General features: G+C 35.4%; 14 protein-coding genes and 1 pseudogene. 7 read left to right on the forward strand and 8 right to left on the reverse strand.

Annotation, left to right across the window (positions count from 1 at the left end; all coding sequences use genetic code 11):
- Positions 1-17 precede the first annotated feature (17 nt).
- From MZO21_RS09485 to MZO21_RS09495, 3 genes are all read right to left on the reverse strand, one after another.
- A complete protein-coding gene (locus MZO21_RS09485) occupies positions 18-1547 on the reverse strand; it encodes a DHA2 family efflux MFS transporter permease subunit (RefSeq protein ID WP_248102185.1) in 1530 nt (509 codons plus the stop codon).
- A gap of 6 nt (positions 1548-1553) precedes the next feature.
- A complete protein-coding gene (locus MZO21_RS09490; protein WP_248102182.1) occupies positions 1554-2705 on the reverse strand; it encodes an HlyD family efflux transporter periplasmic adaptor subunit in 1152 nt (383 codons plus the stop codon).
- A 250-nt stretch (positions 2706-2955) separates the two neighbouring features.
- Positions 2956-3453 (reverse strand): thioesterase family protein, encoded by a 498-nt coding sequence (locus MZO21_RS09495; protein WP_154773698.1) that lies wholly within the window; start codon positions 3451-3453, stop codon positions 2956-2958.
- Positions 3454-3560: 107 nt separating this feature from the next.
- Between MZO21_RS09495 and hemB the strand changes: the two genes are divergently transcribed.
- Together hemB and thiO are read left to right on the forward strand one after the other, a co-directional pair.
- A complete protein-coding gene (hemB, locus tag MZO21_RS09500; protein ID WP_248102179.1) occupies positions 3561-4574 on the forward strand; it encodes a porphobilinogen synthase in 1014 nt (337 codons plus the stop codon).
- A gap of 76 nt (positions 4575-4650) precedes the next feature.
- Positions 4651-5769, forward strand: coding sequence for a glycine oxidase ThiO (gene thiO, locus MZO21_RS09505; protein ID WP_154773700.1), 1119 nt, complete (start codon positions 4651-4653; stop codon positions 5767-5769).
- 33 nt (positions 5770-5802) lie between these two features.
- Here the strand turns inward: thiO and MZO21_RS09510 are convergent.
- Positions 5803-6162, reverse strand: a pseudogene (locus tag MZO21_RS09510) (diguanylate cyclase domain-containing protein); the annotation flags it as partial.
- Between the two features lie 71 nt (positions 6163-6233).
- On the opposite strand from MZO21_RS09510, the gene MZO21_RS09515 reads away from it, so the two are divergent.
- Entirely contained in the window at positions 6234-6935 is a 702-nt protein-coding gene (locus MZO21_RS09515) for an IS1 family transposase (protein WP_152874006.1), read from the forward strand.
- 2 nt (positions 6936-6937) lie between these two features.
- Here the strand turns inward: MZO21_RS09515 and MZO21_RS09520 are convergent, their stop codons facing one another.
- Complete coding sequence (locus tag MZO21_RS09520; protein ID WP_248104254.1) at positions 6938-7987, reverse strand: sensor domain-containing diguanylate cyclase; 1050 nt, start codon at positions 7985-7987, stop codon at positions 6938-6940.
- Between the two features lie 239 nt (positions 7988-8226).
- Here MZO21_RS09520 and MZO21_RS09525 point away from each other — a divergent pair, with 239 nt between their 5' ends.
- Positions 8227-8700, forward strand: coding sequence for a transposase family protein (locus MZO21_RS09525; protein WP_248129634.1), 474 nt, complete (start codon positions 8227-8229; stop codon positions 8698-8700).
- Complete coding sequence (locus MZO21_RS09530) at positions 8592-9080, forward strand: transposase family protein (protein WP_248129660.1); 489 nt, start codon at positions 8592-8594, stop codon at positions 9078-9080. The genes MZO21_RS09525 and MZO21_RS09530 overlap by 109 nt, the downstream gene beginning before the upstream one ends.
- Before the next feature lie 346 nt (positions 9081-9426).
- Here MZO21_RS09530 and MZO21_RS09535 read toward each other — a convergent pair whose 3' ends face one another.
- Complete coding sequence (locus MZO21_RS09535; protein ID WP_154773820.1) at positions 9427-9876, reverse strand: ABZJ_00895 family protein; 450 nt, start codon at positions 9874-9876, stop codon at positions 9427-9429.
- Between the two features lie 290 nt (positions 9877-10166).
- Positions 10167-11129: a GGDEF domain-containing protein gene (locus MZO21_RS09540; RefSeq protein WP_248103117.1), complete on the reverse strand. Its 963-nt coding sequence runs from the start codon at positions 11127-11129 to the stop codon at positions 10167-10169.
- Positions 11130-11370: 241 nt separating this feature from the next.
- Here MZO21_RS09540 and MZO21_RS09545 point away from each other — a divergent pair, with 241 nt between their 5' ends.
- Together MZO21_RS09545 and MZO21_RS09550 are read left to right on the forward strand one after the other, a co-directional pair.
- Positions 11371-12624 (forward strand): exonuclease SbcCD subunit D, encoded by a 1254-nt coding sequence (locus MZO21_RS09545; RefSeq protein WP_248103114.1) that lies wholly within the window; start codon positions 11371-11373, stop codon positions 12622-12624.
- Between the two features lie 9 nt (positions 12625-12633).
- Positions 12634-16230 (forward strand): AAA family ATPase, encoded by a 3597-nt coding sequence (locus tag MZO21_RS09550; RefSeq protein ID WP_248103111.1) that lies wholly within the window; start codon positions 12634-12636, stop codon positions 16228-16230.
- Between the two features lie 31 nt (positions 16231-16261).
- Here the strand turns inward: MZO21_RS09550 and MZO21_RS09555 are convergent, their stop codons facing one another.
- Positions 16262-16684 (reverse strand): hypothetical protein, encoded by a 423-nt coding sequence (locus MZO21_RS09555; protein ID WP_154772398.1) that lies wholly within the window; start codon positions 16682-16684, stop codon positions 16262-16264.
- Between the last annotated feature and the right edge of the window lie 50 nt (positions 16685-16734).

Below are 16734 nucleotides of genomic sequence, written 5' to 3' on the forward strand. Positions count from 1 at the left end.
AGATCTAAATAATTTACTTAATGCGCATGCCCACCACCCGATACACCTATTTTAGGTTTCGGGCATAGCCAAATAATCAATCCTGCAAAAATAAAGACCATCGCCAAAATAATAAATACATGATTTGCAGACAATGTACTGGCTTCTTTATCGACAATACTAGAAATATAACCTAAAGCACTTTGCGCACTAAAACCTGTTTGCATTAAGGTATTTTGCGTTTCTTCTACGTGTAAGTTACCCACCAATTCACTGCGAGCAACTTTAGAATGGTCATCCCAAAGTGTTACGACAAGCGAAGCACCAATTGCACCAGCCATCGTTCTAAGAAAGTTCATTAAACCCGCCGCCGATGCAATTTCATGTGGCAAAACTGCTGCAAGTGCCATATTTGTTAGGGGAATAAAGAAGAATGGGACAGCAAAACCTTGAATAATTTGTGGTAAAGCCAATGCCATAAAGTCAGCATCTGTTGTCCAAAATGCACGCATTAAAGTGACAAAACCAAGCAACATTAACCCAAAACATGCCAAAGCACGCTGATCGTATTTAGTCGCGAGCTTTGCAACAATTGGTGACATGAGCAAACTACCAAAGCCCATTGTTGCCGTTAGATAGCCCGCCCATGTTGCGGTATAACCTAAGTTAATTTGTAGCCACTGCGGAATAAGTACAATACTGCCAAAGAAAGCGCCAAATCCAAATGCAAGTGCCAATACCGAAATGGTAAAACCCCGATACCTAAAAATTTGTACATTCACAATAGGATACCGTTCGGTCAGCTCCCAAATTGTGAAAATAACTAATCCAACAAAAGCGGTTATCGCAAGAACTGAAATAGCAGGATGATTAAACCAATCATATTCATGCCCTAAATCGAGCATGAGCTGTAAAGCACCAATCCATAAAATGAGTAGGAATAATCCGCCCATATCAATTTTAAGTTTATCTGTTGGTGTTTCGGCAGTCTTTAATAAGCGCATTGCAGCAAATGCACAGAATAATCCGACAGGAATATTAATAAAGAATATCCAATGCCAAGAGAAATTATCGCTAATTGTACCGCCTAAAATTGGACCTAAAATTGGACCAATAACCGTCGTCATTGCCCACATGCCCATTGCCTGAGATTGCTTTTCTGGCGGAAAAATTCGCATAAGCAACATTTGGCTAAGTGGCATAATTGGACCACCAAAAATACCTTGTCCAATTCGGCAAAATACCAACATTTCTAAGCTAGTGGATAAACCACATAAAATAGAGAAAATGGTGAAGCCAAATAACCCAACACAAAAGGTACGAACTGCACCAAACCGCCCTGCTAACCATCCTGTTAATGGAACACAAATGGCTTCAGCAACAGCATAAGACGTAATAACCCAAGTGCCTTGTGTAGGAGAAACTGCAAGACTACCTGTAATGTGAGGTAAAGATACGTTAGCAATGGTCATGTCTAACACGACCATAAAGTTTGCCAATGCCAATACAAATGCAGCGAGTATTAAGCGACCACCTTTAAGATCGCTCATTGCAGTATCGTATTTCATAAGCGATTACTTCGACTTCAAATCGACTTTAGCTTCCATCGACAAGCCAACACGAAGTGGATGTTTTTCTAGCTCTTTAGGATCTAACTGAATACGAACAGGTAAACGCTGAACCACTTTAATCCAGTTTCCTGTCGCATTTTGTGCAGGAATAAGTGCAAAGGCTGCACCTGTACCACCAGAAAAACCAACAATTGTTCCTGTGTACTCAACAGAGTCGCCATATAAATCTGAAGTTAAAGTAACCTTTTGACCTGCACGTACTTTTTCTAATTGGCTTTCTTTAAAATTTGCATCTACATATAACTGATTTTCAGGAACAATCATCATTAAAGATGTTCCTGGCGAAACTCGCTGTCCAACTTGAATATTACGACGTGTAACTACGCCATCTAACGGGGCTTTAATTTGTGTACGTTCTAAATCAAGTAATGCTTGTTTGAGCTTTGCTTGTGCAACCAAAACATCTGGTGTGCTTTGTTCATTTGCACCACGAATTAATGCTTCATTTGCTTCTAAATTACTTTGCGCTGCTTTTTGGCTCGACTTTGCTTGTGCCAAACCTGCTTGAGCAACATCCAATACTGCTTTTGCTGTGTTCACAGATGCTTTAGATGTACTTAATTCTTCTTTAGAAATAGCACCAGAACTACTTAATTGCACACGGCGATTATAATCATCCTGCGCTTTAGCCAAATCTGCTTTTGCTTTAGCCACTTGTGCAGTAGCACTTTGAATTGCATCGCTACTTACATAAATTTGTGAGCTTAAAGAGCTACTATTTGCTTGTGTTTGTTTGAATTGACGCTGTGCTTTAAGTAATTCTGCTTGAGCTTGAGCCACTGTAATTTCAGCATCACGTGGATCTATTTGAACCAATAAATCACCTTTTTTGACTTGTTTAGTATCACTTGTAAATACTTCCGCAACTTGTCCTGTCACCATAGATGTAATAGATGCCGTTTCAGCACCCACATAAGCATTATCTGTCGTAACAGTATTATTAAATACAAATTTCCAAATCAAAAACAGAACCAAAACAATCGCAAATAATAGGGCAACTAAGCTGAGCGCTTTTTTTCGTTTCGCTTTTAATTGCTGATCTGTTGCTTCATTTGAATTTGGTGTTTCTGGCAACGTAGCTTGAGCATCTGTCATCGATTATTCCTAAGTTCAATAAACTTGGTCATCAGGCATCCCCTTGTTAAACAAGGAATGGACTTTTATGTCCTCGCTGAGGTGTCGATGAGAAAGTCTTAATTTTTTTAATCATCATATTTTATATAAGAATGAATTATATTTTGAGTGTGGAAATATAATTCATTCTTGATTTTTCTTAATTTCATTATATTTTTCAAAATCATACAAAATGTATGATTTTTATATTTTTGAGTATTTAAACTTTAAATTAATAAGCATAAGAAGCAATTGCTGTTGCGATTGGCTTATTTTCATCATTAATTAAAGTCATTCGCATGGTGCAACCTTTACGACCTAAACGTAAGGTTTCCGCACGAGCCGTAAAATACTGCCCACGACCTGGCGCCAAATAATCTACACGCATATCGACTGTTGCTAAGCGAGATACTTTTTTACCCGTTTCAGTAATTTCATCAGCAGGTGCTTTTTTATAAAGCTCGCCCATAGCGGTAATACCGCCAATACTATCTAAAATAGTCGCTGCTACACCTCCATGTAAAATTTGAAAAGCAACATTACCAATTAAGTCTTTTTGCATTTCAACATGGGCTTCAATTTCACCATCGACAACACGCATGGTCATGCCACAAAATTTATAAAACGGTGAACCATTAAAAGCCTGACACAACTGATCTAGAACAACATTAATGTCTAAATTTTCATCTGCTTCAATATTTCCTGTCCAACTTTTTTCCGTTTCTTTCATCGTTTACTCAAATTACTAAAATTAAATAAAAAAATAAGATGTATCGCGCACAACCTCATTTAAGAGACTACAATAGACGAAGTTTAATACTGATCAATGAGATTGTTATGACTTATACGTTCAATCGTCCTGCATTTCCAGCTACTCGTATGCGTCGCATTCGTAAAAATGACCAATTGCGCTCAATGGTTCGAGAAACCCATTTAACCGCAGATCATCTCATTTATCCTGTATTTGTTTTGCCAGGTCAAAACCAAACTCAAGATATTCCAAGCATGCCAAATGTTCAGCGTTTATCTGCTGATTTATTGCTAAAAAAATCTGAAAAATTATTAGAACTTGGCGTATCTAAACTTGCGCTATTTCCTGTTACACCACAAGAAGACAAAAGTTTAACCGCTGAAGCAGCGTGGCGTGAAGACGGTTTAGTTCAACAAACTGTACGTTTATTGAAAAAAGAATTACCAGAAATGGTGCTCATTACAGATGGTGCACTCGATCCATATACAACACATGGTCAAGACGGCATTATTGATGACACAGGCTATGTGTTAAATGATGAAACAATTGAATGCTTAATTAAACAAGCATTAAGTCATGCTGAAGCGGGTGCAGATGTTGTTGCACCAAGTGACATGATGGATGGTCGTATTGGCGCAATTCGTCAAGCTTTTGAAGCCAATGGTCATATTTATACAAATATCATGGCGTATTCTGCTAAATATGCATCTAGCTTTTATGGCCCATTCCGTGATGCTGTAGGTTCATCTAGCAACCTAAAAGGCGGTAACAAATACAATTACCAAATGGATATTGGCAACCGTGCTGAAGCTTTACATGAAATTGCACTCGATATTCAAGAAGGTGCAGACATGGTAATTGTAAAACCAGGTATGCCTTACTTAGATATTGTACGTGAAGTAAAAGATACTTTTGGTGTACCAACTTTTGTGTATCAAGTAAGTGGCGAATACGCAATGCTTGCAGGTGCAATTCAAAATGGTTGGTTATCTAACAGCGTAATTATTGAATCTTTAATGTCTTGCCGTCGTGCGGGTGCAGATGGTATTTGGACTTACTTTGCAGAAGAAGCTGCAATGATGTTAAAAGAAATGAAATAAGTTTCATTAAAAAGCCCTCCCTCTATATGAGGGCTTTTTTATCTCTCATTTTTAAGGATTAAAGGATTCAAACCTGATGCATATCGCCATCATAGGTGCAGGAATTAGCGGTTTAATGACTGCTTTAGAATTGGTTGAGCAAGGATGTTCTGTCACTATTTTCGATCAACAACAAGCAGCAAAAGCAGCTTCATGGGCAGGTGGCGGTATTCTTTCTCCCATGTACCCTTGGCGTTATGATTCTGCTGTAAATGCGCTTGCTAAACACGCCAAACCACTTTACCAAGCATGGAATGAAAAGTTAGCACCACAAACAGGTATCGACTTTCAAATTCATGAAACTGGCATGCTTATTTTAGATGAAGATGATTTTGAAGTTGGTCTAAATTACGCAAAACAGCATCATGAACCTATGCAACAAGCAGAATATTTACAACAAGAACAGCTTGAGCAAGTGAATCCGCATATTCATTCTAAATATCAACATGGCATATACTTTCCACAGATTGCCAATGTTCGAAATCCACGTGTTTTACAATCTATTACAACCTATTTAAAACAGCATCCTAAAGTTCAATTTCATGAACACTGCCCTATTCAAAAGCTGAACATTCAAAATAATAAAATTTCATCCATTACAGATGACTTTGATCAAAAGCATTTTGCAGATGAATATGTACTTGCAACAGGTGCATGGTCAAAACATTGGGCTGAACAACTCAATTTAGAGATTCCTGTAGCCCCAATTCAAGGACAAATGCTGCTATTTAAAACGCCTGAAAACTGGTTGCCAACCATGTGTATGAATAAAGTGATGTATCTTATTCCACGCAATGATGGTCATATTGTATGTGGTTCAAGCATGCGTAATGTTGGCTTTAATATCACACCAAATGAAGCCGTAAAACATAATATTTTAGATGCCTGCTTTGATATGGTACCTGAACTTGCCAACTTCCCTATTGTGCATGAATGGGCCGGTTTAAGACCAAGCTCACCAAATGGTATTCCGTATATTGGTAAAATGCCTGAGCTAAATAATTTATGGGCGAACTTCGGTCATTTTAGAAATGGTTTATGCATGGGCGCTGCTTCGGCTCGCTTACTCAGACAACTTATGCTCAATCAAACAACCATTGAAGATGCTAAACCATATAGTCCTCAGCATCTAACTCAAATGGATTTTGCCTATTAAAAAATAAGATGAATAAGAAAATGCATATTCAACTTATGCATTTTCTTGGGCAATATAAAACCTGTTTTTGCCACTTTTTTTCGCTTGATACATTGTCTGATCTGCAATACGTAATAAGTTCTCAGGCTCATCACCATGTATTTTATAAATTGCAGCACCCAAACTTACAGAGATATTGATAACATTGTCCGAAATAACAACTTGCTCTCGAACAACATCTACAATTCTTTTTAAAATTTTGTCTAATTGCTCAAGTGATTGCAATTGATTTAAAACAATCACAAATTCATCTCCACCAACTCTGGAAATAAAATCATGCTTTTTAATTGCTTCGAGAAGCTTTTTAGAAATAACTTTTAAAAGCTCATCCCCAATTTCATGTCCAAATGCATCATTAACATATTTGGTGGTGTTTCAAAAAGTATGCTGAAAAAAAACAGGTTGGCTTTTGATAAAATAGTGAGATGCAAATAACACTAGAAATCAAATGTCCAACCTGTCGAAGTGACAGTATAAAGAAAAATGGCTTCAAACTAAATGGTAAGCAAAACTATCAATGTAAAAACTGCAAGCGTCAGTTTATTGGGGATCATGCTCTTAGTTACCGAGGTTGTCATTCTGGTATAACAAATAAAATACTCCACCTGATGGTTAGAGGGGGTGGTATAAGAGATATTGCAGAAACCGAGCGTGTCAGCATAGGTAAGGTTTTACGAACATTAAGTAAATCCACTTATAAAATTCGCCCTAAGCAAAATTATTATGAATCTATTGAGGTTGATGAGTTTTGGACTTTTGTAGGAAATAAAAAGAATAAACAATGGCTTATTTACGCATACCATAGAGAAACAGGTGAAATTGTTGCTTATGTTTGGGGTAAACGAGATCTGGCGACAGTCCAACGATTGAAGGCAAAGTTAAAGCAATTAGGTGTTCACTACACCCGAATTTCAAGTGATCACTGGGATAGTTTTGTGACTGCCTTTAAAAACTGTAAGCAAAGTATTGGTAAGTTTTTTACTGTAGGTATTGAAGGAAATAATTGTAAAATAAGGCATCGAATTAGACGTAGTTTTAGGAAAAGTTGTAATTTTTCGAAAAAGCTTGAAAACCATTTTAAAGCCTTCGACTTAACCTTCTTTTATATCAATAATGGCTTCATTTAATTTCAGCATACTTTTGGAAACACCACCACATATTTAAATCCATCTAAATCGAGATAACACACAACAATATAATCTGAAGCGTCTTTATCTCGAATAAAATCTTCCAATTTAATATTGAGCAAACGTCTATTTGGTAGGTTTGTTAAAGGATCAAACATCGCAATTGAGTTTAATTGTTCACGTTGCTTAGACATGGTGAGCACTAAATATGTCAACCAAGTAACTAGACCTGCCACTAAAATAATAACTAAAAATATTGAAACTATTTTAAGTAAACTTGTTGGCATATGTAATGAAGATACTTTTAAAGACCAATCTGCGCCATGTAACTGAATTGGAACTGAAATAACGTTTTCTGTTAAAGGTTCTTTTGAGGCATCTATAACTTCTTTTTGTTTAGTAAATGGATTAATACCCGACAATTCATAGGCATAACCATTTTGAACCAAATTATTTAGTTGTACATCTTCAATTGCATTTGGCAGTTGTAAAGTAACAACGGTATATCCCCAAAAATAACGAGTACCATCTTCCTTTTTCAAAAATACAGGAAGCCTTCCAACAGCCCCTTGAGGACCTTGAATCAATTTAAATGGTCCTAAAAACTGAAGATCACCTTCCTTAATATTTTGTATTTCTTTTACTCTGTCCTTACCTTCAAAGAAATCATGATTTTCTACACCCTTATTTTGTAAGGGTGGTTCAATTTGTTGCATAATTACATCAGGTGCAATTGATAATGCATAAGCACCGTTATACATAGGCAACATATATTTAGCGAGTTTACTAAAATTAGCAACTGTGCCTTTGTTCTGATGTACCATTACAGCAAGCGTATTAGTCGAAGACAAAGAATGGTGTATTGTTTCCTCTATTGAACTTGCATAGGTATTCGCAATTTGATTCGCATGCGCTATGCGTGCTTCAGTTTCTGCATGTTTTATTTTTGAATAAATAAGCACACCAAATATGCAGCACAGAACAAAAACTAATATTGAAATATTTCTTTTATTCAGTACTTTCGCATATTTTTTACAAATACCATTAAGCATTACCCATTTTCTAATTTAAAGCTTTGAATGCATATAAAAGTAATTTTTAATCAAATTACTTTTAATACACTTTTCTACCATTTAATTTCTAAAAAAATTCATTTAAAAATAACTCACTGAGCTATAAAGAGAATTTATCAAAATTAAACAATAGACTTCCGTCATAAACCAAAAAACGTACAATTTATTTGATCTTAAATTAATCAGCAAAATTATTTAATCCAAGGGATAATCCTTGGATGAAATTCAAAGATCTTCAAAAATTATCAGACGTTAAGTTTCGTAGGCTTACCGGTGTTAGTTGGGCTACATTTAACCTCATGTTGGCCGAGCTAAATAAGGAGTTACCTTGTCATATTGGTAAAGGACGACCACATAAATTACCGTTAGAAGATCGTTTGCTCTTATGTATAGAATATTGGAGAGAATATCGAACATTTTTCCATCTTGGTATGAGTTACGGTGTATCTGAAACGAGTGCAATTCGTATCACACGCGTTATTGAAGATACCTTAATCCGTTCTGGAAAATTTAACTTGCCAAAACAACTTCCTAATCGAGATGAAGTGGATTGGGAAGTTGTTGTGATTGATGCAACTGAAATATTAGTTCAACGTCCAAAAAAAAACAGAAGAAATGGTATAGCGGTAAAAAAAAGCGACATACCTTTAAATTTCAGCTATCTATGCACTATACAACAGGTGAAATACTGAGTGTATGTGGAAGTCATGGAAGCATGCATGATTTTAAAATATTTAAAAAAAGCATGAGGAAATTAAAATTTAAGCCCTTTTTTATCGTTGATAAGGGGTATTTAGGGATAAAGAAATTGGGTTTTGGATGCCTCATGCCATCTAAAGCAAAGAAAACTGAAAAACTAGATCCTGAATTAAAAAAGTTAAATAAAGAGATTGGTCGTAGACGAATTCAAGTAGAGCATGTATTTGGAAGGATGAAATGTTTTAAGATTTTATCTTGTGTATATAGAAATCGTCGTAAACGATTAAACCTGCGGTTTAATTTACTTGCTGGCATATACAATTTAGATTGGGTGAAAGATAAACAATTAAATTGGTTGAAAAATGATTTATGAAGGAAGTCTACTTTTTAAGATTAAGTAAAATAATGTCTTCAAAGGTTTTTTAATTTATTTTTTTAAGTTTAAAAATATTTTTTGAGCAGATATTTTTGTACAAATTTTTGCCCATTATTCAAAGTAATCGATGTCATAAAACTAAGAGCCCCCCTGAAAGTATTCGCTTTAATTTAAATATTAATGATAATTAGGCACTTTATTTTTATCGTGTTAAATAAAAAAATGATAATCTTTTTTATAAATACTTAATTAAATGAGAACCAAGGCTTTTCATACAGCAATCTCATTATTACAATGAATTATTCCATTGCACATAAAAAGATTGCTGAATAATTAAGTAATGTTAAGCATCAAACATTTTTGAAGCCATGCGCTCTGCTTGTTTTCCATAAAACCAATACGTGAGTAAATACAAAGGAATTGCAATAAGTAAAAACATAATGAAGGTGATCAGTAAAAATTGTGTATTTTGTAAATACAACATTAAATCTTGCCATGCATTCGGATTTGACCGCGTTGCAAGCACAACACCTAAAATTAAAAAACAAACGTTATATAACCAATAAATTGCACTAAAACCTAAGGTAAATTTTTGGCGCTCTGCTTGCGTGGGTGCGCGACGTTGTTGTTTTAAAAATTTAAATAACACCCAAATCATAGCAATTAAATACGGTATGATTGTTAAAATTGCCCCCATGCCTGTAGGCATAATTGCAGCAAGCACGCCACAAATAAAAGAACAGACTAAAACAATAGCAAAAAACCAAAGAAAATAACGTGTTAAAGCGACCATTGAGATGACCAATACAACTTTAAAATCCTAGTATAAAAAAAATTGAGTTTTTTTTCATGTTTGTGTCAACCATACGTGTATTTATATCGTTATATAAAGAGCGAGGTCAGCAACAACCGTAAATTTGTACCGGCATCCACAATATTTCGGTGACCTTAAACCTAGAGCAATAAGCTTGCTTAAGCATTAATTTTGATTAGTAGCCAAAATTCTTGTTCTGAGCAGATTTCTTTGACCGACGATTCATCCATCACTCGAATCGTCGGTCTTTATTTTTTACATCTTATTTTTTAACATTTCATCTCATAATTTACGTTTGAATATTGATTTCGACCACTACGTTTACTCCGATACAAGGCTTTATCTACATCTCGTAAAAACTGTACTTTCTCATCTGCTTCATGCACGAGTGTTGATTTCACCCCCATAGAAACCGATAAATAAGGCACAACTTCCGATTTTATGTGTTCAATTTGAGCCATTTCAATATTGTGTTTTATGAGCTTTGCGATATTCATAGCATCAGTCTCATTTGTATTTGGCAAGATAATAGCAAACTCCTCTCCACCAAAACGAGCAACCATATCTCGTGGACGATGCAATGATTTTTTTAGAATTTGAGCAACTTGTCTTAAAGCGATATCACCCTGAATATGTCCATAATTATCGTTATATGCTTTGAAATAATCTATATCTAATAAAATCATTGAAAATAATGATTTTTCTTTTATCGCACTCAACCATTCGCGCTCGAATAAATGCTCAAATAAACGCCTATTTGCGATACCTGTTAAGTTATCTTGATATGAATATTCTTCTAATTTTTTCTTTAAATCTTCTAATTCTTGTTCCTGTCTTTTCCGTTCAGAAATATCAAACATAAAACCAACTAAACGCTCTACAGTTCCATCTGGCTTACGCACAACATGAACAACGTCTCGTATCCATACATATTCGCCTGTTGCTGTCAGCGCACGATAATCAGCTTCATGGTCTATCCCCTCAAGCGATTGTTGAACACAATAATTAACCACCCATTCTCTATCCGTTTCATGCATGCGATCAGCCCAATCACCAACGGTTTTCCAAGAGCCTTGAGACCATCCTAATAATTTTTCAATTTGTGGGCCAATATAGCTAAAGGTCTTTGTATCCCATTCAATACTCCACGGTATTGCTAATGTCGACTCAACTAAGGTTTTGTAGATAAGATTATCTGCAAGCTGTTGCTCTGAAAATGGTGATTTAGACATAGCTGTACCTCTCAATGGAAAATCCATTGCTCCCCAATCCAATTTTTGGACATAAAAATAAATCTCGCTCACTAAGCATACGCTTTTTTTAGCGTATTGAATTACCTTTCAGTTTTTTTCTATTTTTAATCTAAGGATGATTCACGACAAAATATGTCGTTGTATTTTGGTTTTTATGTTAGTTTTTTAAATCAGCTGTTTTATAGTTAACATGCGCATAAAAATATTAAGGTTCTAATACATGGCAGTTCGTTTTTTTCATACATCTGATTGGCATTTAGGACAATTTTTCCATAATCATGATCGTGAATATGAACATACCCAATTTCTAAACTGGCTATTAGAACAAATAAAAGAAAAACAGCCACATGCCTTACTTATTGCAGGCGACATTTTCGATGTCATTAACCCTGCATCTGCAGCGCAAAAACAACTTTACCAATTTTTAGCAGATGCGCACGACATTGCCCCAAACATGCAAACTTTAATGATTGCGGGTAATCACGACTCAGGCTATCGCATTGAACAAGTCGAGCCTTTATTAGAAAAATATAATGCAAAGGCTGTGGGTGTTATTGATTGGAATAAAGATAAATCACTCAATATAGATCATTTATTACAGCCTATTTATAACGAACAAAAAGACATTGTTGCTTGGTGCTTAACGCTACCCTTTTTACGCTCTGCGGAAATCACAGGTTTTAACGACCAAACCACAAATAGTCAAAATGCAATTGCCTATTTACATCAACAATTAATCGCAGAAGCTAAAGCACGTAAACAGCCCAATCAAGCACTAATTTTAATGTCACATGCGCATATGCAAGGTGGAGAAACTTCAGATTCAGAACGCCCAATTATTATCGGTAATGAAGAAGCACTGTCTACATCGCTGTTTGATGATGTGATTGACTATGTTGCACTTGGACATTTACATAAACCGCAAAAAGTAGGACAAGCACATATTCGATATAGTGGCTCGCCTATTCCTCTTTCATTTAGTGAAATTAATTACAAGCACCAAGTGGTTGAAGTGGAAATTGATCCTACTTTACAAACTGAAGATCGATTTAAATTTCAAGCTTTGCCAATTCCACGTAGCGTTCAACTTCATAAAATTTCAGGTGAATTACAAAGTGTATTTGAACAACTTCGAAATCTTGCAGATGGAGAAATTGAAGCGATTAATCAACGTGAATATGTCGATATCGAATATCACACAGATACACCACCACAACCCAATTTACGCCAACAATTTGAAGATGCAATGCCATCAAATCGTTATAGATTGGTGCGAATTTCACGTAAATATTTAAATCAGCAAAATAATAATGATTTAAACCATAAAATAAGTTTAGAACCGCCAACACCTGAAAAGCTCTTTCAACAAATTTGGGAGAAACAAGGCTACAGCACAGATGAATCTGTTTTAAAAGATTTTTTAAGCTTGGTTGATGAAGCACAAAAATCACTTGAAGATGATGCGAGCGTTTAAGGAGTTGCCATGAAAATTTTATCTATTCGAATTAAAAACTTGGCATCTTTAGCGGGTGAGCATTTTATAGATTTTGAAAGCGAGCCTTTAGCAAGCGCAGGTTTAGTTGCCATTGTGGGAAAAACAGGTGCAGGAAAATCAACCATTTTAGATGCAATGTGTTTGGCATTGTTTAATCAAATTCCTAGATTAAAAGGCAGCGATGGAAAGCTTATAGATGTTGATGGCTCCGAGCTTTTAACCAATTCCCCTTTAACAGTATTACGTCGTGGCACAGGACATGGTTTTGCCGAACTTAGCTTTGTTGCGCAAGATCAAAAAGTCTATTTGGCACGTTGGGAAATTAAACGAGCGCGTGAAAACCCAAATGGTAAATTACAAAGCGTTCAACGCTCACTCAAATGCTTAACCGATGGCAATGTTGTTGCAGATAAAAGAACGAGCGTTGAGGAAAATATTAAAAGAATCACCCAACTGAGTTTTGAACAATTTACCCGAGCCGTATTACTTGCGCAGTCTGAAGTTACCGCTTTTTTAAAAGCACGAGATAACGAACGTGGCGAACTTTTAGAGTATCTAACCAACTCCAGTCTTTTTGCCAAAATTGGGCAATTGGCATTTGGAAAAACCAAAGAAATTGCCAATCAGCGTAAAGAAATTGAAAATGTTTTAGGACATATTGAAATTTTAGCGGATGAAGATTTAACAGCAACAACCAATCAATTCAATACTGTTTCTAAGGAATACAAAAGGTTAGAACTGGAAAAATCTGCGCTTGAAAAAAATCAGCAATGGTATGAACAAAAGCAAAAATATGAAAATGATGTTCAAACACGCCAGCAACAATTAGAAATTCAAAAGCAACAACTCGATGCACTTGCTCCTCAAAAACTACAACTACAACAACTTGAGCACTTTGCTTCTATCCGCCCAAATGTAATTCAACAAAAGAATATAAATACCGATCTTGCTAAATTACAACCGCAATTGGCACAAGCACAACAGCAGTTCAATGCCATTGAACAACAATTCAACTCTGAAAAAATTACTTTTGAAAAAATTGATGCCGAACAAGCTCAACAACATCAATTCGAAATTAAGCATCAAGAAAAAATTGAGCTTGTTCGCGCTCGCATTGCAGAGCGCCGCCTTTTAGGTGAACAGTTACTAAAAACAAAAGATGAGCTTAAATTCTTACAAGATCAGCATCTACCTTTAGTCAATCATGAAAATCTGATCAAAATACAGCTTGAGCAAATACAACAAAATATTGCCCAAAGCACGGCGCAATTAGCGACATCGGCTCATTTTAATTCTTTGGATGATGCACTTTCTGCTCACATCACGCAAACGCAACGTTTTATTCAAAGCTATACACAATTTGAAAACAACTATGGTGATGTTAATCACGCGAATTCACAAATAATTCAACAACAAAATGAGCTAGAACAACTCACCAAACAGTTTGGGAAAGATGATGCCTTAACACAAAAAATTGGGGCATTTCGTACAGAACGAGAACAGCTATTAGGAACATTAAATCAGCTTAGTCTTGTTCAACATCAGTATAAAAATTTCCAAAATATTGATACTGAACATCATAAATTAAGCGTTTTGCAAAATACATTAAAGCAACAAGTTGAACAAAGTCATGTACAACTAATAACTGCTGAAACGACTTATCAAACTCAAAAAAAATCACGTGAACAATTACAGCAAGTTTTACAACAACAGCGCTTACTTCATACCGAAAATATTGAGAAATTAAGAGCTGATTTGGTCGATGGTGAAGAGTGCTTAGTCTGTGGAAGCACACATCATCCTTATGTAAAAAATCAAAATGTACTTTCAGATGAATTATTCAAACTGCAAGAACAACAAGAGCAGCAAGAATATGAAAAAGAAAAAATTGCTTTTGATGATTGGCAAAAACTGCAAAATACGCATACACAGCAAACAACTGCTTTCGATGCGAATACAAAACAACTTACGAATATTCAGACTCAGCTACAACAAGCTCAGATTTTGCTTGAACAACAATTGAATGCTCTAAATATTTCTTTTGATTTTTCACAGAATCATGAAGCATTAATGCAAGTGATTCAAACAAAAATTAATGAATCGCAACAAGCACAAAAACAGATTGAAGATGCATTAAATTCACATGAATTAACCCTGAATAAATCTCAAAAAATTGTGCAGTTTATCCAACAAACCACGCAACATTTATCGGTTGTGAAACAAGCTGAAGATAATATTCATCAAATTTTAGAACTACTCAATGAAGCTGAAAAAAATGAATGGAAGCAATCTCCTTTAGCAACAGCCGAAAAAATACAAATAGGCTTACAACAACGTCAACAGATGTTAAAACAACTGAATGATTTCAATACTCAACTTAATCAAACATCTCAACAACTCAAACAAGCTGAACAGAACGTAAAATTTAGTTTTGAAAAAATTCAATCCGCTGAAAAGCAAATTGAAAATTTAACGATTGAAGGAAAACAAAATAGCGATATTGCAATTCAAGCAATTCTTGAAATGACTCAAATAAATGTGGAAAAACCACATGAATGGTTAGCGCAATTTGATCAAAATAGACAGCAACTTCAAAGTCAATTTAATGAAACTCGACAAAAGTTCGATCAAGTACGTCAAGCCTTTGAAACAAAGCAAAGCATATTAAAAGAATGCCTAACGCAACAAGATCAGCTACAAGCACAAAAACAACACGTTGAACACAATATTCAACAATGGATGATTCAAAACTCAGCGTTTAATGAAACTCTTTTAGAGCAACTCTGTGCTTTTTCACATGAACAGGAACAGCATCTTAAACAACGTGTTTTAACTATTGAACGTGCTTATACAGATGCCCAAGCAGGGATTCAAGCCATTCAGCAAACCCTAGCCGAGCATTTAAAAACGCAACCAGAAATACAAATTTTACAAATTGAGCAGGCACTTGCACTTAATCTTAAATTATTAGCAGAGCAACAAGAGCTTCGTGAGCAACTGAAAAGTAAGTTAGATATTCACCATGCAAACATAAATAGACAAAAACAATTTGCTGAGCAAATTCAACAAATTCAAATCGAAGAACATCGCTGGAATAAAATTTCGAGTTTAATGGGCGATTCTACTGGCAAAAAATTCCGCGATTACGCACAGCAATATAACCTCGATATTTTAATTGAATATGCCAACCAACAATTGGCTATGCTGTCACAGCGCTATACCTTAAAGCGTTTAGATAATTCTTTAAGCCTTGCCATTGTTGATCATGATATGGATGGTGAAACACGTTCTGTATCTTCGCTTTCAGGTGGTGAGTCTTTCTTAACTGCGCTTGCCTTATCATTGGCTATTGCAAGTATGGCTTCAGGTTCAATGAAAATTGAATCTCTGTTTATTGATGAAGGTTTTGGAACGCTCGATACTTCTTCACTTCATATGGTAATGAATGCGCTAGATCAATTACAAAGCCAAGGTCGTAAAGTCGTGCTTATTTCGCATATTCAAGACATGCATGAGCGTATTCCTGTACAAATTCAGGTACAACCTGTTGGTGCGGGTGCAAGTCGAATTGAAGTTGTTGGATAAAAAAAGCCTGCTTTTATCGCAGGCTTTTTCTTTAGCGTCGGCACTCAATGTTTCCATCGACACGGTTTTTTGTACCTTGTAAGCGACTACCCTGTTCACACACAATATTTCCATCTACTGTAGTTTTATTCACTTTAAATGTTGGCGTATAAGTTTTAGCCTCAATATTGCCATCAATATTTGAAGACAAAATATCAATACTTTTTGCCTTTTTTGAAATGACATTACCATCAACATGTGCATTATTTAACTTTAAAGATGCTTGTGAATACACTTCAATATTGCCATCAACACGTGTGCCATTCATTTGACAATTTGCACTTTGTGGCACTTTCACATTATCTTCAATATGCACAGCACCTAAACTACCCCGACAAATACGATCATCCGCCCAAACCGTACTTACCCCAAGTAGCATTAAAATACCCACTACACTTTTATGTATTATTGTCATGCCTATTCTCCTTTTATATATAACTTTGCTTCGATTATTGCAAAAAAATA

It is taken from the genome of Acinetobacter portensis (genome assembly GCF_023158935.1).
GTDB classification, from domain to species: Bacteria; Pseudomonadota; Gammaproteobacteria; order Pseudomonadales; family Moraxellaceae; genus Acinetobacter; species Acinetobacter faecalis.

Bases quoted from the DNA above. Each gene is read 5' to 3' on its own strand.
- MZO21_RS09515 (WP_152874006.1), top strand. From the start codon at position 6,234: ATGCAAATAACACTAGAAATCAAATGTCCAACCTGTCGAAGTGACAGT.
- MZO21_RS09535 (WP_154773820.1), bottom strand. From the start codon at position 9,876: ATGGTCGCTTTAACACGTTATTTTCTTTGGTTTTTTGCTATTGTTTTA.
- MZO21_RS09490 (WP_248102182.1), bottom strand. From the start codon at position 2,705: ATGACAGATGCTCAAGCTACGTTGCCAGAAACACCAAATTCAAATGAA.
- MZO21_RS09525 (WP_248129634.1), top strand. From the start codon at position 8,227: ATGAAATTCAAAGATCTTCAAAAATTATCAGACGTTAAGTTTCGTAGG.
- MZO21_RS09550 (WP_248103111.1), top strand. From the start codon at position 12,634: ATGAAAATTTTATCTATTCGAATTAAAAACTTGGCATCTTTAGCGGGT.
- MZO21_RS09485 (WP_248102185.1), bottom strand. From the start codon at position 1,547: ATGAAATACGATACTGCAATGAGCGATCTTAAAGGTGGTCGCTTAATA.
- MZO21_RS09520 (WP_248104254.1), bottom strand. From the start codon at position 7,987: ATGCTTAATGGTATTTGTAAAAAATATGCGAAAGTACTGAATAAAAGA.
- MZO21_RS09545 (WP_248103114.1), top strand. From the start codon at position 11,371: ATGGCAGTTCGTTTTTTTCATACATCTGATTGGCATTTAGGACAATTT.
- MZO21_RS09540 (WP_248103117.1), bottom strand. From the start codon at position 11,129: ATGTCTAAATCACCATTTTCAGAGCAACAGCTTGCAGATAATCTTATC.
- thiO (WP_154773700.1), top strand. From the start codon at position 4,651: ATGCATATCGCCATCATAGGTGCAGGAATTAGCGGTTTAATGACTGCT.
- MZO21_RS09495 (WP_154773698.1), bottom strand. From the start codon at position 3,453: ATGAAAGAAACGGAAAAAAGTTGGACAGGAAATATTGAAGCAGATGAA.
- MZO21_RS09555 (WP_154772398.1), bottom strand. From the start codon at position 16,684: ATGACAATAATACATAAAAGTGTAGTGGGTATTTTAATGCTACTTGGG.
- hemB (WP_248102179.1), top strand. From the start codon at position 3,561: ATGACTTATACGTTCAATCGTCCTGCATTTCCAGCTACTCGTATGCGT.